Consider the following 24,401-nt stretch of genomic DNA (forward strand, 5'->3'; position numbering starts at 1 on the left):
CGGCACGAAACATGCGAGGCTCCGCCGGTCCCCGACGGAGCGAAGCAACACATGAAGATCATCTACGACACCGATATTGGCTGGATGAACGACGACTGCATCGCCGCGGTGCTGGCGCTTTCAGCGCCAGACCTGGAGGTGCTCGGCATCACGCCGATCATGGGGAACTACGACCTGTCGCACGAGGTCGCCTGCGCGCTCCGCCTGCTCGAGGTCCTCGGCCGGGAGAGCGTGCCGGTCTGTCCGGGCTTCGACCGGCCGCTGCTGCATGAGCGCGGTCGCTACGCCGACGCGATGTGGGGGGAATGGGCAACCTTCCCGGAGACGATCGACCTGCCGGCCGGGCTGCCGTCGCTGACCGCCGATCCGCGCCACGCCAGCGACTTCATCATCGAGAGCGTGCGCGCCCATCCCGGCGAGGTGACAATTCTCGCCGTCGGGCCGCTGACCAATCTCGCCGTAGCCATCCGCAAGGCGCCCGACATCGTCGGCAAAATCCGCCAGGCGGTGATCATGGGCGGCGGCATCGGCCTGTTTCCCGGCGGCTGGGGCAACAGCACGCCGCTGTCGGAGTTCAACTTCTGGGTCGACCCCGAGGCGGCGCGGATCGTGCTGCGCTCGAACCTGCCAACGGTGCTGGTGCCGATCAACGTCTGCCGCAAGACGCATCTGCCGAAACGCTTCGTCGAGGCGATCGCCCACTCGACGACCGCGAAGCCGGGCGTCGCCGAGCTGTTCCGGACCTGGACGTTGCCGCTCTTCGAGTCGCTGGTGCGGGAGAACCACCTTGCCTACGGCCTCTACGACTCCTGCGTCATCGGCTATGCGCTGCGGCCGGACCTGTTCAAGACGACCGAACTCTCCGTCGACGTGGTGACGCTACCCGGACCGCAATACGGGATGAGCATCGCCTACCAGCCCGGCGAACGCATCGTCGACGACGAGAATATCCGCTTCCCGATCGAGGACGCGCCTTCACCGATCACCGTTGTTCACGATGTCGATTTCGACGGGCTGGTGGAACTCTACCTGGAAACCGTGGGCGCCTGAGGCGCTGCCGCCACAGCGGTCCCGACATCAAGGCGCACGACGCCCAGCAATTCAAGGTCGCGATACAGGCCCTCGGTCTCGGTGACCGTCTTGCCGTGGACCACCCGCAGCGGACCGAACGACATCGCCGGTTCGTCGCGCAGTCGCCGCACGAGCTCGGCCCGCCCCCCCTCGACCGTCACGTCCGGGCGATGACGGCCGAAGCGACAGACCGCCTTCCCGTCCGAGCCGTCGACCACGCTCAGGGTTGGCGCGAGACGCGGGACGATGCCGGTGACGTGCTTCATCCGCGACTCGGGATCGAGGGATATCGTCTCCGTGCCGAAGACGAGTTCGGGCAGCCGCAAGCGCAGGGCGACCGACAGCGCCTCGTCGCGGGTGGCGGGGATGTCGACGCCGGCGTTGTCCTCGACGAGAAAAACGCCCCGCGCGAGACCGGGCAAGGCCGGGCAGAGCGTCGCCAGCGCGGCCTCGACAAGGCGGACCAGGCGGACGCGAGGCCGGACGTAGACCGGCGTCGCATCGTCCGACGCGCTCCAGCCGATCACCGCGCCGGGGCCACCGACAAGGCGCTGCGGAGGCGCGACGGCCGACGCGGCGCGAATGGCGGGATACTCGCCGCCGACGCTGGCAGTGAGACCGGGCCAGGCCGCGGTCATGCGATCGGCAAGCGCTTCGCTGATATCAATGTCGAGCCGGGCGCGCACGGTATCGGCGCCGGCACCGAACAGCAGGTCGACGATGCCGGGCGGCGCGGCTTCGGGCGGGACGAAGGCAAGCCAGGCCAGCGCCGCCCGTAGCCAGGCGCCCTGCGCCGCGGGCGCGGTCGACTCGGCCTCGGCGGTGGCGCGCAGGATATTCATCTCGACGATCTCGCCAAGGCTCCTGAGGCCGTGGGTGGTGGCGAAGGCGCGGTCAAGCGCGGCGCGCCGCCGGTCACGGTCGCCCTGCGCCTCGTGGATGCGGGCGAGGGTCATGGCGTTGCGGTGAACCAGCCGCCGGTCGGCATCCGACAGGCGGTCGAGCGCCTCGCGCACCGTCTCGGCAAGCGTCAGCGCGCGGCCGGCCGCGTCCGTCGCCAGCACCGCGGCATGGGTGTCGAGCAGGAGGAGGTCGTCGGCCGCGAGCGGTTCGCCGCCGGCCAACCTGTCGGCCAGCGGGCCAAGATAGCCATCGAGGTCCGCCGTCCCCCCGGCGGCCAGGGCGGCGCGGAGCTTCAACCGGGCAAGGCATTCGCGATCGGGCTCCGGCGCGCGCCGCGACGGCGGCGGCATCGCCAGCATGTCGTCAAACCGGCCGAGCCGCAGGCGTACTTCCTGGCGGCGGATATCGGCAGTGGCCCGCTCTTCGGGGTTGCGTGCGACCTGGCGCGCCCGTTCGGCGAGATCGGCGGCGATATCGAGGGCGCCGGCCGTCTCCAACCGGCGGCTCAGGTCGCGAAGCCGCGCGCCGTCGGCGAAATGGGCCGTACAGTGGCACTCGGCGAAGGCCGCGAAGCCCTCGTCCGCCGCTTCAATCGGGGCCATCGGGTCGATTTCGGGGGCAGTGGCGCGCGGATCGTCGTCGCGCCATGCCGGCGGAATGAGGAACCGGTCGGCGCCAACCGCGACAAGGCCGGTGTCGTCGATCGGGATCGCCCCGACCAGCGAGCGCGGCAGCAGGCCCGGAAAGAAGCGGAGCAGGCGCTCCTGCTCCGCCGTCAGCGGCAGCAATCGTTCGCCGGGGGCGGGCGCGACGACGCCGGCGCGCCGCTCGAACAGCGACCGGCCGATGACCGTGGTCACCGGCTCGTCGCCGACAATCGCCAGCGAGATCGACCGGCGCTTGAGAAAGAGGAAAAGCCACTCGTTGTCGCGTCGGAGCGGCAGGCCGAAGCGCGGCGTCAGGATGGCGACGATACCGTTCTGGGGCAGGGCGGCGGACAGAAGGCCGGCGACAGCGTAAGCGTGAAAGACCGTCGCCTCGCCGACCGCGCCAGCGTCGATCTCGTCCAGCGGCGACGCAGGCATCATCGGCGCGTCGGGCAGCGCCACGCCAAGCGCGGCGGCGAGTTGGGTCGCGGCCTCCCACGGGCGCCATGCGCCAAGCGTCAGGTCGATGGCGGGATACGCTGCCGGGCCGGCAGTGGCGCGCGGTTCATCGTCTGACACCGATCGCCTCCCCCATCTTCTAGTCTCCGGCGGCCGTTCCGATGGCCACCATGCAAAGCACGCTTTGCGACAGGCCATCGAGCGCCAGGAGAGCGTCGATCTCGCGGTCGTAATAGCCGGCAACCGTGCGGCACCAGAGACCGGACGCCCCGACGGCCTGATCGAAGCCCGCGGCCTGACGGCCAGTGGCGAAGACGGCGTTGCGATAGCCGCGCTCGCCATGAGCAAGCGTCGCCGCCGCCAGATTTCCGACCAGCAGGACGACAGCCTGCGCCCGTTTGACCAGCGCCGGCTCCGTAGTGGCCGCCGCGAGCGGCCCGCCGAATGTCTCGCGGCCCCGAAGATGAAGGGTCCGCCCGGCGCGGTCGTGGCGGTAGAGGCCGGCCGGCAGGGCCTCGACCGCGTTGGCATAGAGCCAGGTTTCGATCGGATCGTCGTTCGGCCTTGCGGCGGCGGCGAGGAGTGCGGCGAGCGACGCCAGCGCCATGGTGCCGTCGCCGGCACAAGCGGCATCGACCGTGCCTTCGCCGGGCAGCATGACTAGCGATCCGCCGGCCTGGAGGGCGAAGGCCTGGCCGACCAGCGGCTGCTCGACAGCCCCGGGCGACGCCGGGCGGCGATCGTCGCGGACGATGTCATGGCGGCGGCCGCGCTTGGCGTTCTCGTGATAGGTCGCCCAGGCGGTTTCCGGCAGCGTGTCGCTTGCTTCATCGAACCAGGCGGACATGGGCGGCTCCGTTCCGTCCTCAGAAAAAGGGGTGCGGGGCGGCATTGCCGCCGCCGGTTTCGCTGATGCCGCGATGGCCGAGTTTCTGGGGCGCATCGTAGAGGCGGCGGGCGCCGAGGGGACGCAGGTGGTGCCCGGCAAAGAGCGGCAAGTAGCCAGGGACGATCGTCCGGACGACGTTCAGTCCAAGCGCGCCGATGTCGATGCCGGTAAGGTTGGCGGCATAGACCCGGTAGCCGGTCGCCATGACCCGGCCGATCGCGGCCTCGAGGTCGCCGTCGACCGAGCCGGTCGTAGCATTCTCGTGGTCGTCGAGATCGCAGGCCTCGTCCGAGGCGAGGCTCGCCGCGACGAGCGGGCGGTTGTCGTGATCGGCGGCGAAGGCGGCGTGGTCGGCCGGGGTCACCACGTCTTCCCAATCGCCGGTCGCCTCCGGGGGCGGCAGGGTCGCCATGATCCCGACCGCGAGCCGCCGGTTCGCGGCCAGCCGGCAGAGCGCGGCGGCCACGGCATCGGCCGGATCGAGCCTTGCGGCGACCGCGAAGACATGGGCCGGGCGATCGCGGGCATCCGAAGCGACGACCGCGACGAAGGCGGGAATGCGATTGTCGGTGGTGACGTCGAGGATCGTCACCGGGTCACCGGCGCTGCGGAAGCGATCGACCATGTCGCGGAGGCGCTGCGGCAGAGTCTCGATCCGCAGACGCGGCGACTGGATGCCGGCTTGCCAGAAGAGCGCCGCAGCGTCGCGGGCGACGACATCGCAGAGCCCGGACAAGGCTGCGGCGGCCACGCCCTCGCCGCATGCCAGCCCGCCGGGGTCGCTGCACACGATCGGCTGGTCGCCGGCGGTGCGGGCATAGGCGAAGGGGAACCACACCATGGCGGCAGGCGCATGGACCGTCTCGCCGGTGGCGAGGTCGACGGCGCCGGTCCACTTGACCGGTGTCGTCTCGCGGAAGGGGACATAGGGATAGCCCGGGCGGGCATACTGGGCTTCGGAGAAGAGCGCGAAATCGGCTGGCGCGATGCAAGGAAAGGCGGCGGCGACGGCGGTATCGACCGGCAGGCCATCGCTCCGGTACGTCGCCGCACAATACCGCGAGATGCCGGCACCGAGCGCGGCAAGGACGGCCGCGGGACGATCGACTGCAGCGACCTCGACACTTCGCGGGGTGGCCACGCCGCCCAGCGTGGCGACATCGCAGAGGCGGGCCCGCAGGTGGACATAGCGCGGCGCGTCGGGCGCCTCGGCGATCCGGTCGAGCGCCGAGACGATCCCGACGCCCGGGTCGAAGACCCCTTCATATCCCGCCGGAAGGGTCTCGATCTGCATCACTCGACCTTCGGACCGGCGTCTTCCGACGTCGCATCCTGCCGCGAGGCCTCCGCCTGCACCGGCGCTTCCGGCAGGCGAGCGGTGGCGCAGACCGGGCAGCGCGGCACCTTGAGGATGGTGCGGGTGCGCAAGGAGGGCGTCATCAGGTCGGCCTCGACAAGCCGGCCCGCCGCGCCGCCGGGCAGGGTCTTGCCGAAATGCTTGAGCAGTTCGATCGCGCCGATATCAGCGGCGGCCCGCGCCATCGGCTGGAGATAGCCGGAGACCGTCCCGCCGAAGAAGGCATGGCCCCGGCCGGCGCGGCCGCCATCCGGATCGGCGGCGACCGAATCGCGCCGCAGGGACAGGCATTCGTAACACGGCCCCTCGCCGGGGACGACCATCGGGCCGAGATGCGCGACCTCATCCTCCAGAACAATGGGATAGAACTGGATATCGGCGACGACGCAGGCGCGATTCCAGTCGCGCATCAGCGACAGCCCGCCGACATCGCTGCAGGCGATGTGGCAGTCGACCCGGCGGTCGCGGGCCTGCCAGTCGGCGAAGGCCACCGGCCTGACCGACATGGCGCCGGCGATCTCCGGGCGCAGCGCGGCATCGTCGTCGAAGAAATCGAGATTGCGCAACGCCGGGTGATCGACCAGCGTCAGGAAGCGGAAGCCGCAGCTCCGCAGGTTGCCAAGCAGCGGCAGCGAGACGTGGTTGATGCCGAAGATCGCGAGGCTGACGCGTTCGAGATTGGCAACCGTGGCGGCGGCGGTGGTGCCATGGTTCCAGTAAAAGACATCGTCGCGGCGCTCGCCGCGCCCGGTCTCCGGTCCGACAACCAGCAACCGCGCGCCGCGCAGATGCGCGACAAGGTCGGCCAGCGTCTCGCGATCGGCGGGATCAACGTCGACCGACAGGTCCTCGAGGTTGATTCCCCGGCCCTCAGCCGACCGCGCAACCAGAAGATCGAGAAGTTCCGCGGCTTTGGCGCCGGGAATCCTGAGCCGCGTCCTGCCGCGCCGGACAATGACGCCGCCGTCGCACGGCACCGCCTGCAGGTCGAGGAGGCGATACCGCGCCTGATCCACCCCTGGAATGCCATCGTCCATGTCGACACACCCCGCCGGCGCAACCAAAACGCCGATTGTCGTGTATCTTCTATGACATGGAGGCAGGGAAGCGGCAATCGCGGAGGGCGCAGGCCGCCGCGCGGTTGTCGCGCGGTCAGATGCCGAGAGGCCCCTCGCCGCGATCGAGGATCAGGGGAATGATCAGGTCCTCCTCATCGTCGAGATGGTGGATCAGCTTGGCGAGCAGGCGTTCGCTGTCCGTGTCGTGCTGCTCGGCCGCCCGCATCACCGCGTCGCGATCCTTGTCGAACGTGCCGACCAGCGCATTGGCGGAGTCGAAGGCGGCAATCATCGCGGCGTGGATGCTCTCGTGATCGCTTTCGAGCACCTCGAAGCCTTGCGCGAGCCGCGGCTCGGCGGCGGCGAAGAGCGGGAAGAACTGGTAGTCCTCGATCGAATGATGACCTTCGAGCCCGCCTAGGAACTGGCTGAGGCGGCGGGGATAACGGGCGCGATAGTCGGCGGCCTCGATCCGGCCCTCGCGGAAGCCCTCGCCGAGGTCCTTCAGCTCGCCGCCGAGGGCACGGAACTGGTCGTGGATATGGAGCCAGAACCGCGCCATGTCGCCGAGATTGACGTGGTCCTGCCAGACTTCGCGGGGATAGGTGTCGAGCAGGATTCGCAGGTCGTCCGGCCAGCCTTTGCGTGTATCGAGGTCAAGCGTCATTTCTTCATGCGTTTTCTCGCCGCGACGGGCTCAGGCCGAACATTGTCGTTCTCCGGTCGAAGATCGCGGTGGGTCCTGGTGACCGGCCGCCCGCCAAAATTCACGGCGAAATAGTTGGCGGCATAGCGCAATCCGGTACGGACAAAGCCTTCTCCCGCGACGCGACGTCCCGAGGAATACATCGGCAGGGCGAAGGTCCACTTGAGGCGGCCGGCCTTGCTGATCCGACGCGCAATGTCGGTATCCTCGCCGTAGAATTCAATGGAGGTGTCGAAGCCGCCGATCTTTTCCATGGCCGAACGGCGAACGATGAAATTGCCACCCTGGAGCATGCCGCCGACGCCGAGGACATACTTGTCGAGGACATACATGCAGTAGGTGGCGCCGTACCAGGTCCGGGTCAGCGCACGCTGGCGCATGGGCAGGTCGTCGTAGATGAAGGGTCCGCTGAGGGCGACCATCCGCTCATCCTTGCCGAATTCGGTCAGGACCGTATCGATCCAGCCGGGGGTCAGCGCGCAATCGGCGTCGACATTGGCGATCAGTTCGCCATCGGTCGCGACGTAGCCGGCCTGGCGCGCCTTCACCAGCCCCTTCACCGGCTCGTCGACCACCCTGACGCCGGGAAAGGCGCGGGCGATCTCGGCGGTGCGATCGGTGCTGGCGTTGTTCACGACGACAACGTCGCTGTCATAGTCGCCCCTGGCAAGTTCACGCAGGATCGACTCGAGGCAGCGGCCGATCAGCGCTTCCTCGTTATAGGCGGGGACGACAAATGCGATTTTCATGCGGCTGCTCGCGCTTTCCGATTGGGAAAAAAGAAACGGCGAATCGTTAGCCGCGCGAGCCTATCCGGCGCAGATCGCAGGTTTGTGACTGTTATTGCAGACGATTCCGGGCCGGCATCCGCCCGGTCCCTTGCGGTCGCGGAGCAACCGGCGCGGGCCGCTATTCGAGGGTCTTCAGATAGGCGAGGACGTCCTCGATCTGGTCGGGCTCGAGCTGGAATTGCGGCATCGACGGATGCCCGGTGACGATGCCCTCGGCAAGCGCCTCCTGGAGATCGTCGACGGGATAAAATTCGTGAAGGGTGCGGAACGGCGGCGCGATGGCCAGCGGGCTTTCGCCGAATTTTCCGACCGCATGGCACAGGGCGCAGTTGGTCGAGACGAAGGTGAAACCGCGCTGCTCGTCCGGATCGAGAGCCGATGCCGCCCCCGCTCCGAGGATCAGGGCCACCGCCGCCATGGTCAACCGAATCATATGCGCCTCCGCTGCTATCCAGTGTCGATCCAAGCAGCCATCGTCTCCCGGGGCGTTGATCTGGCGCAAGGCCCCGACGTGGCGCGGGTGGCGCCAGTCCTGTAGGAATGGCGCGCAAACGACGCGTCGTCCGGGGGGACTCCATGAAGATCGTCGACCTGAAATGCGCCCTGATCGGCCTCAACCCGATCGTGCGGATCGTCACCGACGAAGGGATCAGCGGCTATGGCGCGGTCGAGACGTGGAAGCCGTATATCACCCCGTATGTGCTGGCGCTGCGCGACGCGCTTATCGGCAGCGACCCGACCGTGGTCGAACGCTGCATGCTGCGGATCCGGCCGCGCGGCGCCTTCAAGCCCTATGGCGCGGCGGTGAGCGCGATCGAGCATGCGCTGTGGGACGTTGCCGGCAAGGCAGCGGGGCTGCCGGTCCACAAGCTGCTCGGCGGCAAGGTCCGCGACCGGGTCCGCGTCTATAACGGCGCGGTCCGATTTCCGCTCAAGGGGCAGGAGCCGGAGCACTACGCCGAGAATATGGAACAGATGAAGGCGGCCAGCGAAGGCTTCACCATCATCAAGCAGGGCGTCGCCTTCCATAGCGAGCAGAAGCGGGTGCCGGGATTCTCCTATGGCGATATCTCGCCGGTCCACGAGCATGGCGGCCCCACCGACCGGGCGCTGCTGACCGAGCGTGGCCTCAACCACGTCATCGCCTGTGTCGAAGCGATGAAGGACGTGGTGGGCGACGAGATCGGCCTCGCCCTCGACTGCGGGCCGGGCTGGACGGTGCCCGACGCGATCCGCTTCGCCCGGGCGGTCGAGCCGCTCAACCTGATGTGGCTGGAAGACCTGATCACCGGCGACTACACGGCCTTCGTCAACGCCGACCTTTATCGCGAGGTCACCCGCGCGACCTCGACGCCGATCCATACCGGCGAGCAGATCTATCTGCGGCAGAATTTCAAGCAACTGATCGAGAGCCACGCGGTCAACATCGTCGGTCCCGACCCTTGCGATGTCGGCGGTATCGCCGAGCTCAAATGGATCGCCGAATATGCCGACCTGCACGGCATCCTGATGGCACCGCACGGCACCGCCAACGGCGTGCTGGGGCTGGCCGCGCTCGTCCAGGTCTCGGCGACGCTGCCGCAGAACTTCATCGCCTTCGAGTATCCGGTCGGCGATCCGGCATGGTGGTACGACATCGTCGAGGGCCTGCCCGATCCGCTCGTCACCGACGGGATGATCGAGGTCTGGGACCGGCCGGGGATGGGCATCGACCTGATCCCCGAAGCGGCGAAACGCTACCTGCGCGAGGAAGACGCCGCCTTCTTCGACTGAGCCACCAAGGGCTTGTCAGTCTCGTTGGGCACCGTCGGAGGGGCCGGCAGGTCGTTGGCAATGCCCCTCGCCCCGGCGATGACCGCAGCCCGGATTGCCTCGCCATGGGCGGCCGGCCCGCCTTGCAGGAAGGGAACGCTGAGCGCGGCAATCACCTTGCCTGCCCGGTCGCGAATCGGCGCCGCATAGGCGCCGACGTTCGGCGCATACTCACCGCGATCCTCCGCCCAGCCACGCCGCCTGATCCGGGCGAGCTCGCCAAGGAGGCGCTTGCGGTCGACCAGCGTACGCTCGGTGTAGCGAAACAGGTTGTCGCCGACCCGCCGCGTCAACTCCTGCTTCGGCAGGTGTGCGACGAGCAACTTGCTGGCGGCGCCGGCATGCAGCGGCTGGCGCTGGCCGGGGGCGACCGTCAACGCATATTCGCGCGTTCCCTGCATGGCAGCGACGACCAGGACGCCATCGTCGTCGAGCACCGAGATCTTGCTGCCCTCGCCGGTCCTGGCGGCGATCCGTTCGAGATGCGGGACGGACAAGGCGGCGAGATCATAGTCCTGCGCGTCGGCAAGGGTCTGCGACGCGAGCGCCAGCAGGCGGGGGCCGAGCCGGTAGATGCCGTCGGCGTTGCGGCGCACGATGTTGTGGAGCTGGAGGGTATTGAGGATCCGGTAGACCGTGGTGCGAGGCAGGCCGAGCCGATCGACGATATCCCGGATGCTGGCGCCGCCGGTGCGCTTTTCCAGAATCGACAGAACCTCCATCATCCTGTCGATGACAGGGATGCGGTGCCGGCTGGTGATCTCGGGCGTCGTCATCGAGGGGCGGTGCTCCGCGCCGTTGCGATACAAGCCTCCTAGTATCGTCCAGAATCGACCATGTTAAGTTCACATTTGAAAAAGACATGGCCGGAAGTCCGGCCGTGGGCGCCGGTCGCCGGCCACGGCGGGAGCCGTCCGAAACAGATGGCCAGCGAGCACGCGGCAACCGCCCCGCGGCACCCGGCGACAGAGCAAGCGCCGACCCGGCGGCCGTCATACTTGCCTACCCCGCGCAAATGGGCATTATCCCCTTCCTACCCACGGTTCTGGCGGTATTCGCCTCGATTGACGGGGGCGGAAGGTGTATACATCCGGCAGGTCTCCTTCCGTGGGGCCAGCAAGGATCGATTTGGAGCGAACGGAGCGCCGACGCGCCCGTAAGGAGTGAAAACCAATGGCCGAAGTCTCGGTACGCGACGTTCACAAAGCCTTCGGCACGGTCGAGGTCATCCACGGCGTCAGCGTCGATATCGCGGACGGTGAATTCGTCGTGCTGGTCGGCCCGTCGGGCTGCGGAAAGTCGACGCTGCTGCGGATGATCGCCGGCCTCGAGGAAATCACCGGCGGCGAGATCGGCATCGGCGGCCGGGTGGTCAACGACCTCCGCCCCAAGGATCGCGACATCGCAATGGTGTTCCAGAATTATGCGCTCTACCCGCATATGACGGTCGCCAAGAACATGGGCTTCTCGCTCAAGCTGCGCCGCGAGAGCAAGCAGGTGATCGACGAGAAGGTGCAGCGCGCCGCGTCGATCCTTGGCCTCGAGGACCTGCTCGAGCGCCTGCCAAAGCAGCTTTCCGGTGGCCAGCGCCAGCGCGTGGCGATGGGCCGGGCGATCGTCCGCGACCCGCAGGTCTTCCTGTTCGACGAGCCGCTGTCCAACCTCGACGCCAAGCTGCGCGTGCAGATGCGCACCGAGATCAAGGAACTGCACCAGCGGCTGAAGACAACGACCATCTACGTCACCCATGACCAGATCGAAGCCATGACCATGGCCGACAAGATCGTCGTGCTGCGCGATGGCGTGGTCGAGCAGATCGGCTCGCCGCTCGAACTCTACGACACCCCGGCCAACCTGTTCGTCGCCAGCTTCATCGGCTCGCCGTCGATGAACATCATCGAAGGCCAGATCCGCGCCGACGCCAACGGATCGACCTTCGTCACCGACGATGGCGACGAGTTGCCCTCGCCCGCCCTGCCCGCTTCGTCCAGCGGACGGCCGACTTCCTTCGGCGTGCGGCCCGAGCACCTGGTGCTCGCCGACAAGGGCTTCCCGGCCAGGGTCACCGTGGTGGAACCGACCGGCTCCGAGACGCAGGTCTACATGAAGCTCGGCGGCCACGACCTGGTCGGCGTCTTCCGCGAGCGGATCCGGGTCCAGCCCGGCGAGACGCTCCACCTCACCGCCGACCCGGCGCTGATCCACCTCTTCGACCGGGAGACCGGCGCCCGCCTGGTTCAGTAGCGGCGGGCGGTCCCCCGCCTGTGGTGCAGTCGTTCTGTCGTGCGTCCTTCGAGGCCCGGCTACGCCGGGCACCTCAGGATGGCGGGGGCAGCTTGCTGCGCGGGCATGGGCTGCACGGCCCTGATGGGCGATCTGGATTCCGCACAACCAAGGCCATCCTGAGGTGCTCCGCGTAAGCGGAGCCTCGAAGGACGCAATCCCCTCAGTTGGCCGGAACCCGGCTCAATCCGATGGCAGCAGTCGGTGGCGGATGAACTTGGGATCGAGGTAGTCCTTGATGCCGATCGATCCGCCCTCGCGGCCGTAGCCGGACTCCTTGATGCCGCCGAAGGGCGTTTCGGCGCCGGCGAGCAGCATCTCGTTGATGCCGACCATGCCTGACTCCAGACGCTCGGCGGTGCGCTGGGCGCGATCGGCGTCGTTGGAGAAGACGTAGGCGGCAAGCCCGAAGGGCAGCGCGTTGGCGCGCTCGATCACCTCGTCCTCGTCCTTGAAGGTGGTCAGCGGGGCGATCGGCGCGAAGGGCTCCTCGACCATGATGCGGGCATCGTCCGGCACGTCGGCGATGACGGTGGGCTCGATGAAATGTCCCTTGTTGAGATGCGCCGGCCGGCGACCGCCATGAAGCAGGCGCCCGCCCTTGTCGATGGCGTCCTGCGCCATCTCCAGCGCCGCATCGACGGCGCTGCCGCGGATCATCGGGCCCATGGTGACGCCATCCTTGCGGCCGTCGCCGACGACCAGCGAGCGGGCGAAATCGACGAAGGCATCCTCGAAGGGCTGCTTGAGGCTCTCATGGACGTAGAAACGGGTCGGCGAGATGCAGACCTGGGCCGAATTGCGGAACTTGGCCATTGCCGACGCCTTCGCGCTGGCGACCGGGTCGGCATCGCGGTGGATGACGACCGGCGCATGGCCGCCGAGCTCCATCGATGCGCGCTTGATGCCTTCGGCGCACTGGGCCAGCACCTTCTTGCCGACGGCGACAGAACCGGTCAGCGACACCTTGCGGATGACCGGCGAGGCGATCAGTTCGGCGGCGAGCTTCGAGGACGGGCCGGTGATGACGGTGACGGCGCCCGGCGGGATGCCGGCATCGACCAGCGCCTCGACGATCTTGAAGCAGGATCCCGGCGCCTCGGACGCCGGACGGGCGACGATCGAACAGCCGGCGGCGAGCGCGGCGGCGATCTTGCGCGACGGCAGCAGGGCCGGGAAATTCCACGCCGACAGCGACAGACAGACGCCGACCGGCTGGTAGATCACCGAGAGGCGCTGCTCGGGGACGCGGGCCGGGATGATCTGGCCATAGACCCGCTTGGCTTCCTCGGCGAACCATTCGAACTGATCGGCGGTGCCGAGGGTTTCGCCACGCGCTTCCGCCATCGGCTTGCCGGTCTCGGCGCACATCACCGCGGCGATGTCCTCGACCCGCTCGCGGATCAGGTCGGCGGCGCGGCGCATGATCTTCGCCCGGTCCCAGGCGGCCATCGCCTTCCAGGTCGCGAAGCCGCGCGCGGCACTCGCGAGGACATCGGCGACATCGGCGGAGTCGCCCAGCGGCACCTCACCGATCTTCTCCTCGGTGGCTGGCGAATGGACCGCCATGGTCTTGCCCGAGCGGGCGGGCCGCCACTCGTTGTCGATGAGGATGCCGAATTTCTCGAACATGGCGGTTCCTTCCCCTTAAGCGATTATTCTTGGCCTCCGGAGGTAGCCCGACCAGCCCGTCGCCGCAAGCGCCTCAGGCGCCGCCGCGGTTCAGCGCATCGATCAGGGCGTCGCCGCTCCGCTCGATCGGGCCGGCATTGTTCAGGACCAGGACGTCATCGCCTTCGACCGTGTAGATGCCGCGCCGTTCGAGCCGGAACTGGATGCGCTCCGGCGACTCGCGACCGCGGCGGGCGAGACGATCCGCCAGCACCTCGACCGGGGCCGTGACCGAGGCGACCAGCACCGGCGGAAAGCGACGGCGCGCCTCGTCGATGACCGAGCGCGAGACATTGACGACGACCGAGCGCCCGGCGGCGAGATCGTCGGCGATCGACGCCGGGATGCCGTAGCCAAGGCCGTGGGCCCGCCAGTGGAGGGCGAAGGCGCCTTCCGAGACCATGCGATGGAAGTCGTCCTCCGACACCGTGGCGTGATCCTCGGTCTCGCCCGATTCCTCGCGGGTGATGACGCGTCGGGGGAAGACGACGCGGCCGGACGCGGCAAGACGGTCGCGGCAATAGCCGATCACCGAATCCTTGCCGGCGCCGCTTGGCCCGACGACGAGAACCAGCAGTCCGTTGCGAGGCGGGGCCGCGTTCGGCTCAGGCGACACGGCGACCCTGCCGCCAGACGGCGCGGACCACGGGATGATCGCCATCGACACGGACCTGGACGAGATCGGCCCGCCGGCCCGCCTCGATCGCGCCGCGATCGGTGAAGCCGGCCGCCTCGGCCGGATTGCGGGAGACCAGCGCCACCGCCGCCGGCAGCGTGACGTCGTCGACCGTCTCGGCCATGACGAAGATCGAATGAAGCAGGCTGAAGGGGAAATAGTCGGACGACAGCACGTCGAGCATCCCGGCCCTGGCGAGATCGCCAGCGGCGATGTTGCCGGAATGGGAGCCGCCGCGGACGATGTTGGGGGCGCCCATCAGCACCTTGAGGCCGGCCGCGCGGGAGGCAGCCGCGGCTTCCATGGTGGTCGGGAATTCGGCCAGCGCGACGCCATAGTCGGCCGCCTCGGCGACATGGGCCTCGGTGGCGTCGTCGTGGCTGGCAAGCACGATGCCTTTCTCCCGGCACATCCCGGCGATCGCCTTGCGGTGGACGTCGGAGAGATCACCGGCGCGGGCCTGGCGGCTGGCGACGAAGCGCTCGAACTCGGAGTCCGACATGCCGGTCTTGCCCTGGTAGTAGGTGCGGTAGGTGTCCATGCTGGTGAACTGGCGCTGGCCGGGGGTGTGGTCCATCAGCGAGGCGAGCCGGACCAGCGGCTCGTCGGCGAACATGGCGAAGCCTTCCAGCACGTCCGGGGCGCAGACCTCGCAGCGCAGGTGGATGTAGTGGTCGGCGCGCAGGCTGCCGCGCTCCTGGCCGGAGGCGATGGCATCGCCGAGGATCTTCATGTCCTCGGCCGTCAGTTGCGAATCCTCGTCCATGCCGATGCGCAGCGCGTCGAGCACCGTGGTGATGCCGGAGGAGGCGATCTGGGCATCATGGGCATGGGCGGCGGCCGACGGGTTCCACCGCACCTTGGGGCGCGGCGCGTAATGGCCCTCGATATGGTCGGTATGCAGTTCGACGAGGCCCGGCAGCAGCCAATCGCCTTCGAGATCGATGCCTGCGACGCCGATTCCGGCATCGGCGATTTCCGCGATCATGCCGTCGCGGACGACGACGTCGCCGTCGTGGATCGTTTCGGGCAGAACCACCCGGCCATTCCTAAAGATCGTCTCGGTCATACCTGTTCCACGCTATGCGCCAGCGGCGGGAGGGCCTGCTGGCAATCGACAACAAAATCGGACGGCGGCGACGGCTCGCGAAACAGCGACAGGGCGTCGATGGCAAGCGGCTGGTCGATAAAGGAGGCGAAGCGCTGGCGCAACACCGTGGCCATGGCGGCGCGTCGCTCGGGCGGGACGCGGCCGGTCAGGGTCATGTGAAACTGGAAGTCGCTGAAGACGTAGGGATAGCCCCAGTCGGCGAGATTGGCGCGCTGGCTTTCGCTCAGCGCGTCCGGCCGGCGGCGGGCGATCTCCGCCTCGGAGGCCGGCGCGCGGAAGGGCTCGAAGGCGCGGACGACATCGGCGGCCAGCGCGTCGACCTCGCCGGTCTCGCCGCCGATGGTCAGGGCGAAGAAGGAGCCGAGGGCGGTGAGTTCCAGAGCCGGAATGCGAATCGCCGGCCGTCCGGCGCAGAACCCGGCGAGCGCCTCGCGGACGTCGTCGGCCATATGGCCTTCGGCGATGCGGAAGGGCGGCTTGAGGGTGGCGTGAAAGCCGTAGCGGCGCGGGTCGGCGGTCAGCGCGTCGATTTCCGCCGTTTCGAAGCCGGCTACAGGCGCGCGCTCACGCGATTCGCCGGTAAAGGCGTCGCGGCCCAGCCAGTCGGCGGCAGCGATGGAGAGCGGATGATCCCGGGGGGGCGTGAAGAAGACGGCAAGGCGCATGGCAGCCTCTTATCATGAGACTGCGAAGATGTGACGACAGTCGCCTTGTCGCAAGGACGGCCCGGCCAACCGGGCGCGCCAGCAACCCGGATGGCCGGACCGGGCTCCGGTCAGGCGCCGAAGCGCGGCTCCGGAATGCCCTTGATGCCCAGATCGTGGATGGCGAAGAGGCTGCCGCGCTGCACGCCGTCGTCGGGGAAGCGCGGCAGCGGCGGCTTGGCCATCGAGGTGACGTAGAGGATGTCGAGATTCGGGCCGCCGAAGTTGACGCTGGTCACCTTCTTCACCGGCATGTCGATGACCCGGTCGACCGTGCCGTCCGGCGCGTAGCGGTAGAGCTTGGCGACGTAGACGCCGGCGCTCCACACATACCCCTCGCTGTCCACGGTCGCGCCATCGGCGGCGCCGCCTTGTGACGTGTCGACCTTGGTGAAGGTCCGGCGGTTCGACACCGTGCCGGTGTCGAGGTCGTAGTCATAGGCCCAGATCTCGCCGGACCATGAGTCGGCGAAATAGAAGATCTTGCCGTCAGGGCTCCAGCATGGGCCGTTGGAGACGATGATGCCGTCGTCGATCTTGTGGACCGACATGTCCGGGTCGAGGCGGTAGAGCGCCCCGTTCGGTCCGGACTCCTGGGTGTCCATCGAGCCGGCGATGAAGCGGCCGCGCTTGTCGACCTTGCCGTCGTTGAGACGGTTGGCGTCCTTGCCGGCCTCGGGATCGTGGATCAGTTCGACATCACCGGTCTTGAAGTCGAGGGTGTGGAAACCGTTTTCGAGGGAGCAGATGGCGCCGTTGCCGTCCTTGCGGATGGCGATCGAGCCGATCTTGCCGGGCACGTCCCAGGCGCGGACCTCGCGGCCGTCATGGGTGCAGCGGAAAACCCGGCCGTCGAAGGAATCGATCCAGTAGAAGCGCTGCTGCTCCACATCCCACAGGGGGCCCTCGCCCAGGGTCGTCTTGACGTCGACCAGAACCTCGATCCGCATTGTCGTTTCTCCCTCCGGAAATCTTTTCGGTGTGTTCAGCCGGCGAAGCGCGGCTCGGGCAGGCCGCGCACGCCCAGCCCGTGGATGGCGAAGAGGCAGCCCGCCTCGCGCTCGCGGTGATACTCATTGCCCATCGGCCGGGCCATCGACGTGACATAGACGATGTCGAGATCGGGGCCGCCGAAGATCATGCTGGTGGTCGACTGCACCGGCAGGCCGACGATGCGATCGACAACGCCCTCGGGATCGAAGCGGATAAGCCGGCCGGAATAGACCTCGACGCTCCAGACATAGCCTTCCGCGTCGACGGTGGCGCCATCGGGATAGCCGCGCAGCTTGTCGAAAGTGGTGAAGATGCGCCGCGAGCGGACGTCGCCGGTGTCGGTGTCGTAGTCATAGGCGTAGATGACGTTGCGCGACGTGTCGGCGAAATAGAAGGTCTTGCCGTCGGGGCTCCAGCAGGGACCGTTGGAGCAGATGATGTCGGTGTCGAGGGTGTGCAGCGACAGGTCGGGGTCGAGGCGGAAGAGCTTGCCGACGCCGTCGCGCTCCTCGTAGTCCATCGAGCCGGCGACGAAGCGGCCCTGTCGGTCGACCTTGCCGTCGTTGAGGCGCGGGCGGAGTTCGCCGGGCTGGGTCTCGTTGATCCGGGTCACTTCGCCCGAGGCGAAATCGAGGAAATGGAAGCCGCTGCGCAGCGACACGACAGCGCCGCCCTCTTTTCGCAACGCCATCGAGCCGATCGGCTCCGGCACACTCCAGTGCTTCACGTCGCGGCCTTGGGCATCGCAGGAGTGGACGGCGGGACCGTAGGAGTCGATCCAGTAGAGCCGCTGCTCCTCGACATCCCAGAGCGGACCTTCGCCAAGACGGTCCTTGTCCTCGATCAGGACTTCGATCTTCAGCATAAGTGCCTCCCCCTAGAACGCGACCTTGTCGCCGCCCTTGAGGCTCAGGATGGCGCGGGCTTCGTCGGGGGTGGCGACCTGCATGCCGAGGCCTTCGATCAGCTTGCGGGCGAGCTTGACCTGATCGGCGTTCGACGTGGCGAGCTTGCCCTTGCCGGCCCACAGGCTGTCCTCGAGGCCGACGCGGATGTTGCCGCCAAGCGCCGCGGCCTGGGCGGCGACGCGCAGTTGCGCGGCGCCGGCGCCGAGCACCGACCAGCGGTACTGGTCGCCGAACAACCGGTCGGCGGTCCGCTTCATGTGGGCAACGTCTTCCGGGTGGCTTCCGATGCCGCCGAGCAGGCCGAAGACCGACTGGACGAAGAAGGGCGGCTTGACCAGGCCGCGCTCGGCGAAGTGGTTCAGGTTGTAGAGATGGGAGATGTCGTAGCACTCGAATTCGAAGCGCGTATCGTTGTCGTAGCAGGTCTCGAGGATGTACTGGATATCCTTGAAACTGTTACGGAAAACGAGATCGCGCGTCGCTTCGAGATGGGTCTTCTCCCAGTCGAACTTGAACTCCTTGTACTTGTCGAGGAGGTGGTAGAGGCCGAAGTTCATCGAGCCCATGTTGAGCGAAGCGACTTCCGGCTTGAACTGCGCGGCGGGCAGGACCCGCTCCTCGACCCGCATGTAAGGGCTGCCGCCGGTGGTGATGTTGATCGCCGCGTTGGTGCCCTGCTTGATGCGCGGCAGAAACTTGGCGAAGGCCTCCGGCGTCTGGTCGGGCTGGCCGGTCTCGGGGTTGCGGGCGTGGAGGTGGAGGATCGCGGCGCCCGCCTCGGCCGCGGCGATCGCCTCATGGGTGATCTGGTCCGGGGTAATCGGCAGATGCGGCGACATCGTCGGCGTATGAATCGCACCCGTCACGGCGCATGTGATGATGACCTTGCCATCGACTGCCATTCTTCTGCTCCTGGTTACTCGACTATGTCTTTTGCGGCGCGGCGCTTGTGGGCGGCGAGCGCCATCAGCCGCCGGTCGCGCCATGCCTGGTGCCTCACCAGGTCGGACTCGGGCAGCTTCTCGCGACGGTCGCGCTCGATGACGTCCATCACCGGGCCGGCCCAGTCGACGCGGCGCTGCATCTGCTTGAAGAGGTTCTCGTAGAGCCCCTGATACTTGATCGCGTAATCGCGGACGCCGCCCGGCGCGTTGAGGTCGATGGTCTCGAACGGTCCCATGAAGGACCAGCGCAAGGCCAGCCCGTCGCGGATGCCGATATCGACATCTTCTATGGACGCATAGCCATCGGCGACGAGGCGGAACGCCTCCTCGAGCAGCGCGCCCTGCATGCGATTCATGATGAAGCCGTCGAGTTCGCGCTTCATCATGATCGGCGACTGGCCGCAGGCGACCAGAAGCGTGCGGACCCGCTCCAGCACCTCCGGCGACGTCCAGGGCGCCGGCACCACCTCGGCGGCGGGAATGAGGTAGGGCGGATTGATCGGGTGGATGACGAGGCAGCGGCTGCAGCCGGCGAGTTCCTCAGTGAATGCGGACGGCAGGATGGCGGAAGACGACGAGGCGATGACCGCGTCGGCCGGCGTGGCGGCATCGAGCCGGGCGAAGATGTCCTTCTTCATCTCCAGCCGTTCGGGCGTGTTCTCCTGGACGTGGGAGACGCCGTCGAGCGCCGCGTCGAAATCGTCCTCGACCCGGATCGCGGCGATCATCGCCTCGGGGTCGCGGCCCATCAGGAGGTCGTTGGTCTTCAGGTCCGGCAGGACGCCGCGGATGAAGTCGATGGCGCGATGCGGGGCCTGCTTGTCGTTGTCCCACAGCGCGATGTCATGGCCGGCGCGGGCGAAGGTGATCGCCCATGCCCGGCCGATGAAACCGGAGCCGATGATCGCAATTTTCGCCATCTACAGGGCCTCCACATTGGCATCGACGCCGAGCGACTGGCCGGAAACGTTGGCGCCGGCATTCGACAGCAGGAAGGCGATCATCGCCCCGACGTCGTCGGGGCTGACCATGCGCCGCAGCGAGACATTCGACAGGTATTGCGTTTCCATCTCCTCGTAGGAAACGCCGACCTGCGCGGCGCGGTCGCGGATGACGCCGGTCATTCGCGGCCCTTCCACGATTCCGGGCAGGATGGCGTTTACCCGGATGTTGTCGGGGCCGAGTTCCTTGGCGAGGCTCTGGGTGAAGCCGATGACGCCCCATTTGGCCGATGAGTAAGGCGTGCGGAACGCATAGCCGTAGCGACCGGCGGCCGAGGACATGTTGACCACCGAACCGCCGCCGGCGCTCTTCAGCATCGGCACGGCGCGGCGGGCGCAGAGGAACTGGCCGGTCAGGCAGACGTCGATGGTGCGCCGCCAGTCGGCCGGATCGATGGCATCGACGCCACCGGTCGGGCCGGCGATGCCGGCATTGTTGATCAGCGCGTCGAGCCCTCCGAGCTTTTCGGCCGCGGCGTCGAACATCCGGTCGACGTCGCCCTCGTCCGAGACATCGGCCTTGATCCGGCCGGCGTCTGGAAACTCCTCGCCAAAGGCAGCCAGCGCGTCGTCGGCGACGTCGCAAATGAAAAGGCTTGCGCCGTGGGCCGCCAGCCGCCTGGCGATCGCCAGACCAATGCCGCCGGCACCCGCGGTGATCAGGACGCGCTGGCCGGCGATCCCCGCCGCCAGATCGTTGCTTGCCGCCTGTTCAGCCATGTCTTCCCATCCTCATGTCAACTCAACTCACGCCGGTCGCGAAGCGCGATCACCGCTCCGAGAACGACGACGCCATAGATGATCGCCCGCGTGGCGTAGGGCAGCGTCGTGCCGGCCAGCAAGGTTTGCAGGGCGGTCAACAGCAGGACGCCACCGAGCATGCCGAGATAGTGGCCGCGACCGCCGGTAATCAGCGCGCCACCGACAACCACGACGGCGATCGATGGCAGGAGGTAATCGTCGCCCATGCCGAGGCTGGCCTGGCCCGAGAAGCCGGTGAGCAGGATGCCGACCAACGCGGCACAGACGGCCGACAGGACGTAGACGCCGACCAGCGTGCGGCCGACCGCGATGCCCGACAACTGCGCGACGCGGAGGCCGTTGCCGATGCCATAGACCCGCCGGCCGAAGGAGGTGCGCGACAGGAAGATCACCGAGAAGATGACGAAGAGGACCATGAAATAGACGACCGGCGTGATGCCTAGGACCTTGGCGGTCATGAACCAGCGCAGCAGCGGCGAAGAGAAGCCGGCCGGCGTGCCGCCGGAATAGATCAACGCCGCGCCCTGCAGCATGCCATTGGTGGCCAGCGTCACGACGATCGGCGACAGGCCGAGCCAGACGATGCCGAGGCCATTGACCAGGCCGATCCCGACAGCGACGAGCAGCACGACGGGCAGCGCATAGACCAGCGCCGCATCCGAGCCCTGGACCATGCCGGCGAGCAGGATGCCGCAGAAGCCGATGGTCCATGGCACCGAAAGGTCGAGGCCGCCGGTGAGGATGACGGTCCCCTGCCCCAGCGCCAGGATGGCAAGGAAGCTCGACAGGACAACGATCGAGTTCCAGTAGGTCCAGTTGAGGATGGCGTTGCCGAGCCAGACCTGGGTGACGATGATGACCAGCACCAGCGCGGCATAAGCCGGCAGCGCAAAGCGCAGCGTCTCGCCGTGGCGGCTCCAGAGCGACGGCATCGCCTGGGTTCGCGACTCGGGCCGCGCGACATCGGTCATCGCCAGCCGCCGGTCGCCACCGCCGATCTGCGACGGAAGCGTCCCGGCCCGCCAGGCGCCGAAGCGGGTCCAAGCGCCGCGGATCTGGTGGGCCAGGGTGGAACCCCGGGAGATCGAGCCGGCGAGAACCGCAAGCAGCAGGATCAGACCTTCGGCGATCGTCGAGTAATAGGCCGAGACGTTGAGCACCAGCAGGATATTGACGACGATCATCAGGATATAGGCGCCGAAGATCGAGCCGATCGGACCGCCACGACCACCGCCGAGGCGGGTGCCGCCGACCACGACCGCGGCGAAGATCGACAGGAGCAGCGGGTTGCCGACCAGCGGATCGCCCGAGCCGGTCTGGGCGCTGATGAAGACGCCGCCGAGGCCGTAGAAGCCGCCAGCGACGACATAGACGGCGAAGCGGGTCCAGTCGACGCGCAGGCCGGCGGCCGCCGCCGCATTCGGATCGCTGCCGACGGCATAAAGGGCGGTGCCGAAACGGGTTCGCTTCAGCCACATCCAGAACAGGCCGACGGCGAAGAGCAGCGCAATCGGCATCGGGATCCAGCCGGGCACCAGGTCGCCGAGATAGAAGCCGCCAAGCGACGGCGAGACGAAGCCGCCGGGCTTGTCGAGGATGAGCAGCGTGATGCCCTGGATGATGAACATCGTCGACAACGTGACGACGATCGGCTGGAGGCGGACGAAGGCGATGAAGAAGCCGTTGAAAGCGCCTACCAGCATCCCGACGCCGATGCCGACGGCGGTCCACAACACGATGGACGCCTCGAAATCGGTCGGGTCCATGGTGGTGGCCAGCACGACATTGACCAGCGAAAGCACCGCGCCCGCCGACAGGTCGAAGCCGCCGGAGAGGATGACGATGGTCTGGCCGACGGCGGCCAGCGCCAGGGTCGCGCCGCCGCTCGACAGGAAGCTGATGTCGAAATAGCTGAGCGGGCCGGCGCTGATCAGGTCGACGACCAGCAGCAGGGCGGCGAAGACGACGATGGCGGTCGCCAGCCCGCGGAAGCGATCGAGGCGCAGGTCGAGGCCGCGCCGCCTGGCGGCCGGTTCGGGTGTATGAGTCGCCGGGGTGCTCATGCCACCGCTTCCGTCGCCGCGGTGTCGGCGCCGAGCGCCGCCCGCATGATGTTGTGCTCGGACTGTTCGTCGCCCTCGAGTTCGGCGACGACCTCGCCGGCATAGAGGACCATTACCCGGTCGCAGAGGTGGACGAGTTCGGGAATCTCGGTCGAGTGGAAAAGGACGCTGCCGCCGAGTTCGGCGAAGGCGCGCATCAGGACATAGAGCTCGTGCTTGGTGCCGACGTCGATGCCTCGGGTCGGGTCGAAGAGCAGGAGGATGCGGCTCTCGGCGAAGAGCCACTTGGCCAGCGCGATCTTCTGCTGGTTGCCGCCGGAGAAGGAGCCGACACGGGTCCACAGCGCACGATGATCGACCTCGACGCGATCGAAGACGCGCTCGACCGATTCCGTCTCGCGCGTCGTGTCGATGAGGCCGCCACGGGCGTAGCGCTGGATGACGGGAAGCGAGGCGTTATGCAGGCCGGTCAGCTTGAGGAACAGCGCCTCGGTCTTGCGGTCTTCCGGCAGCAGGCCGATGGCGATGTTCGGGCGGATGGCGTCACGCGGCGAGGCGATGGTCACCGGCCGGCCGTCGACCCGAAGGCCGCCCTGGGCGATCTCGGTCATGCCGAAGGAGGCGAGGAAGAGATCGAGCTGGCCCATGCCCTGCAGCCCGGCAATGCCGAGGATTTCGCCCTTGTGGAGCGCGAAGCTGGCATTGCGCAGCTTGGCGCCGGCGGCGAGGTTATCGACGGCGAAGACCTCCTCCGCCTCGCTCGGGCGCTTCTCCGGACGGGCCGGGAAGGTCTGGGCGATGGAGCGGCCGATGATCATCTCGATGATCTCGGCGTCGGTGAAATCGGCAACGGTGCCGGTCGAGATGTGGCGGCCGTTCCTGAGAATCGTCAGGTGATCGCAGAAGGCCCGGACCTCGCGCATGCGGTGCGAAATGAAGACGACGGTGACGCCATCGGCCTTGAGGCCGGCGATGACCTCGCCAAGCCAGTCGACATCGCGGCCGGCGAGCGTCGAGGTCGGCTCGTCGAGAAGCAGGATGCGCGGCTTGCGATAGATGGCGCGGGCGATCTCGATCTTCTGCTGGACCGCAAGGTCAAGCGTGCCGACCTCGTCGCGGAGGTCGACCTGAAAACCCAGCTTGTCGAAATGGGCGCGGATCTCGGCATCGGCGGCGCGCCGACGGATCATCGCGGTCGGCCCGACCGGCGCATAGGGCAAGAGCATGTTGTCGAGGACGGTGAGGTCCCGGACGAGGGTCATTTCCTGGAAGGCGGTCTGGATGCCGAGCGCGTGGGCGCTGCGCGGCGAGCGGAGGCGGCATGGTTTGCCGAAGACCTCGAAGCGGCCGGTGTCGGGCTCGATCAGTCCGGAGAGCAGCTTGACGATGGTCGATTTGCCGGCGCCGTTTTCGCCGAGCAGCGCATGAACGGTCCCGGGCGCAATGGCGAAGCTGACATCGTCAACGGCGACAGTGGCGCCGAACGCCTTGCGCAATCCCTCGACCGCCACCGCCGGGGCGCCGGTAGGCTCCGTCATCGCCCCCTCCCTTCATCGGTCGCCGCGGCGACCGCCTGCAATGGCTGTGGTTTT

The 24,401-nt window shown here is 67.8% G+C and carries 22 protein-coding genes; 3 read left to right on the forward strand and 19 right to left on the reverse strand.

Annotated features, from left to right (window positions below; translation table 11 throughout):
- Positions 1-51 precede the first annotated feature (51 nt).
- Complete coding sequence (locus BLT60_RS13525; protein WP_090876988.1) at positions 52-1,050, forward strand: nucleoside hydrolase; 999 nt, start codon at positions 52-54, stop codon at positions 1,048-1,050.
- Here the strand turns inward: BLT60_RS13525 and BLT60_RS13530 are convergent.
- The 7 genes from BLT60_RS13530 to BLT60_RS13560 all read right to left on the reverse strand — a co-directional run bounded on the left by BLT60_RS13530 (position 1,026) and on the right by BLT60_RS13560 (position 8,314).
- Entirely contained in the window at positions 1,026-3,200 is a 2,175-nt protein-coding gene (locus BLT60_RS13530; RefSeq protein WP_090876989.1) for a hypothetical protein, read from the reverse strand. The two genes, BLT60_RS13525 and BLT60_RS13530, sit on opposite strands and share 25 nt — an antisense overlap.
- 19 nt (positions 3,201-3,219) lie before the next feature.
- Positions 3,220-3,927, reverse strand: coding sequence for a nitroreductase family protein (locus BLT60_RS13535; protein WP_090876990.1), 708 nt, complete (start codon positions 3,925-3,927; stop codon positions 3,220-3,222).
- A 19-nt stretch (positions 3,928-3,946) separates the two neighbouring features.
- Complete coding sequence (locus BLT60_RS13540) at positions 3,947-5,263, reverse strand: YcaO-like family protein (protein ID WP_090876991.1); 1,317 nt, start codon at positions 5,261-5,263, stop codon at positions 3,947-3,949.
- Positions 5,263-6,363 carry a TOMM precursor leader peptide-binding protein gene (locus BLT60_RS13545; RefSeq protein WP_090876992.1) on the reverse strand — a complete coding sequence of 367 codons (1,101 nt, stop codon included), beginning with the start codon at positions 6,361-6,363 and terminating at the stop codon, positions 5,263-5,265. The genes BLT60_RS13540 and BLT60_RS13545 overlap by 1 nt, the downstream gene beginning before the upstream one ends.
- A 115-nt stretch (positions 6,364-6,478) precedes the next feature.
- Entirely contained in the window at positions 6,479-7,051 is a 573-nt protein-coding gene (locus tag BLT60_RS13550; protein ID WP_090876993.1) for a hemerythrin domain-containing protein, read from the reverse strand.
- Positions 7,048-7,839 (reverse strand): glycosyltransferase family 2 protein, encoded by a 792-nt coding sequence (locus tag BLT60_RS13555; RefSeq protein WP_090876994.1) that lies wholly within the window; start codon positions 7,837-7,839, stop codon positions 7,048-7,050. Before BLT60_RS13555 ends, BLT60_RS13550 begins: the two co-directional genes overlap by 4 nt.
- Positions 7,840-7,999: 160 nt before the next feature.
- Positions 8,000-8,314, reverse strand: a complete 315-nt coding sequence (locus tag BLT60_RS13560; protein ID WP_090876995.1) for a c-type cytochrome — start codon at positions 8,312-8,314, stop codon at positions 8,000-8,002.
- A 143-nt stretch (positions 8,315-8,457) separates the two neighbouring features.
- Here BLT60_RS13560 and BLT60_RS13565 point away from each other — a divergent pair, with 143 nt between their 5' ends.
- A complete protein-coding gene (locus tag BLT60_RS13565; RefSeq protein ID WP_090876996.1) occupies positions 8,458-9,654 on the forward strand; it encodes a mandelate racemase/muconate lactonizing enzyme family protein in 1,197 nt (398 codons plus the stop codon).
- On the opposite strand, the gene BLT60_RS13570 is transcribed toward BLT60_RS13565, so the two are convergent.
- Complete coding sequence (locus BLT60_RS13570) at positions 9,618-10,469, reverse strand: IclR family transcriptional regulator (RefSeq protein ID WP_090876997.1); 852 nt, start codon at positions 10,467-10,469, stop codon at positions 9,618-9,620. The two genes, BLT60_RS13565 and BLT60_RS13570, sit on opposite strands and share 37 nt — an antisense overlap.
- 397 nt (positions 10,470-10,866) lie before the next feature.
- On the opposite strand from BLT60_RS13570, the gene BLT60_RS13575 reads away from it, so the two are divergent.
- Positions 10,867-11,937: an ABC transporter ATP-binding protein gene (locus tag BLT60_RS13575; protein WP_090876998.1), complete on the forward strand. Its 1,071-nt coding sequence runs from the start codon at positions 10,867-10,869 to the stop codon at positions 11,935-11,937.
- Positions 11,938-12,159: 222 nt separating this feature from the next.
- On the opposite strand, the gene BLT60_RS13580 is transcribed toward BLT60_RS13575, so the two are convergent.
- From BLT60_RS13580 to BLT60_RS13630, 11 genes are all read right to left on the reverse strand, one after another.
- Positions 12,160-13,608 (reverse strand): NAD-dependent succinate-semialdehyde dehydrogenase, encoded by a 1,449-nt coding sequence (locus BLT60_RS13580; RefSeq protein ID WP_090876999.1) that lies wholly within the window; start codon positions 13,606-13,608, stop codon positions 12,160-12,162.
- Between the two features lie 73 nt (positions 13,609-13,681).
- A complete protein-coding gene (gene phnN, locus BLT60_RS13585; protein ID WP_244521259.1) occupies positions 13,682-14,263 on the reverse strand; it encodes a phosphonate metabolism protein/1,5-bisphosphokinase (PRPP-forming) PhnN in 582 nt (193 codons plus the stop codon).
- Positions 14,253-15,392: an alpha-D-ribose 1-methylphosphonate 5-triphosphate diphosphatase gene (locus BLT60_RS13590; protein WP_090877001.1), complete on the reverse strand. Its 1,140-nt coding sequence runs from the start codon at positions 15,390-15,392 to the stop codon at positions 14,253-14,255. The genes phnN and BLT60_RS13590 overlap by 11 nt, the downstream gene beginning before the upstream one ends.
- On the reverse strand, positions 15,389-16,099 hold the full coding sequence (locus tag BLT60_RS13595; protein WP_090877002.1) for a DUF1045 domain-containing protein: 711 nt from the start codon (positions 16,097-16,099) through the stop codon (positions 15,389-15,391). The genes BLT60_RS13590 and BLT60_RS13595 overlap by 4 nt, the downstream gene beginning before the upstream one ends.
- 110 nt (positions 16,100-16,209) lie before the next feature.
- Positions 16,210-17,088, reverse strand: a complete 879-nt coding sequence (locus tag BLT60_RS13600; RefSeq protein WP_090877003.1) for an SMP-30/gluconolactonase/LRE family protein — start codon at positions 17,086-17,088, stop codon at positions 16,210-16,212.
- A 35-nt stretch (positions 17,089-17,123) separates the two neighbouring features.
- Positions 17,124-17,996 (reverse strand): SMP-30/gluconolactonase/LRE family protein, encoded by an 873-nt coding sequence (locus tag BLT60_RS13605; protein ID WP_244521260.1) that lies wholly within the window; start codon positions 17,994-17,996, stop codon positions 17,124-17,126.
- A 12-nt stretch (positions 17,997-18,008) separates the two neighbouring features.
- Positions 18,009-18,941: a 3,5-dioxohexanoate:acetyl-CoA acetone transferase gene (gene kce, locus BLT60_RS13610; protein ID WP_090877004.1), complete on the reverse strand. Its 933-nt coding sequence runs from the start codon at positions 18,939-18,941 to the stop codon at positions 18,009-18,011.
- 14 nt (positions 18,942-18,955) lie between these two features.
- Complete coding sequence (locus tag BLT60_RS13615) at positions 18,956-19,903, reverse strand: 3-hydroxyacyl-CoA dehydrogenase (RefSeq protein WP_090877005.1); 948 nt, start codon at positions 19,901-19,903, stop codon at positions 18,956-18,958.
- Positions 19,904-20,704: an SDR family oxidoreductase gene (locus BLT60_RS13620; RefSeq protein WP_090877006.1), complete on the reverse strand. Its 801-nt coding sequence runs from the start codon at positions 20,702-20,704 to the stop codon at positions 19,904-19,906.
- A 17-nt stretch (positions 20,705-20,721) separates the two neighbouring features.
- Complete coding sequence (locus tag BLT60_RS13625) at positions 20,722-22,809, reverse strand: ABC transporter permease (RefSeq protein WP_090877007.1); 2,088 nt, start codon at positions 22,807-22,809, stop codon at positions 20,722-20,724.
- On the reverse strand, positions 22,806-24,347 hold the full coding sequence (locus BLT60_RS13630; RefSeq protein ID WP_090877008.1) for a sugar ABC transporter ATP-binding protein: 1,542 nt from the start codon (positions 24,345-24,347) through the stop codon (positions 22,806-22,808). Before BLT60_RS13630 ends, BLT60_RS13625 begins: the two co-directional genes overlap by 4 nt.
- Positions 24,348-24,401 lie beyond the last annotated feature (54 nt).

This window comes from Bauldia litoralis (assembly GCF_900104485.1).
Classification (GTDB): Bacteria; Pseudomonadota; Alphaproteobacteria; order Rhizobiales; family Kaistiaceae; genus Bauldia; species Bauldia litoralis.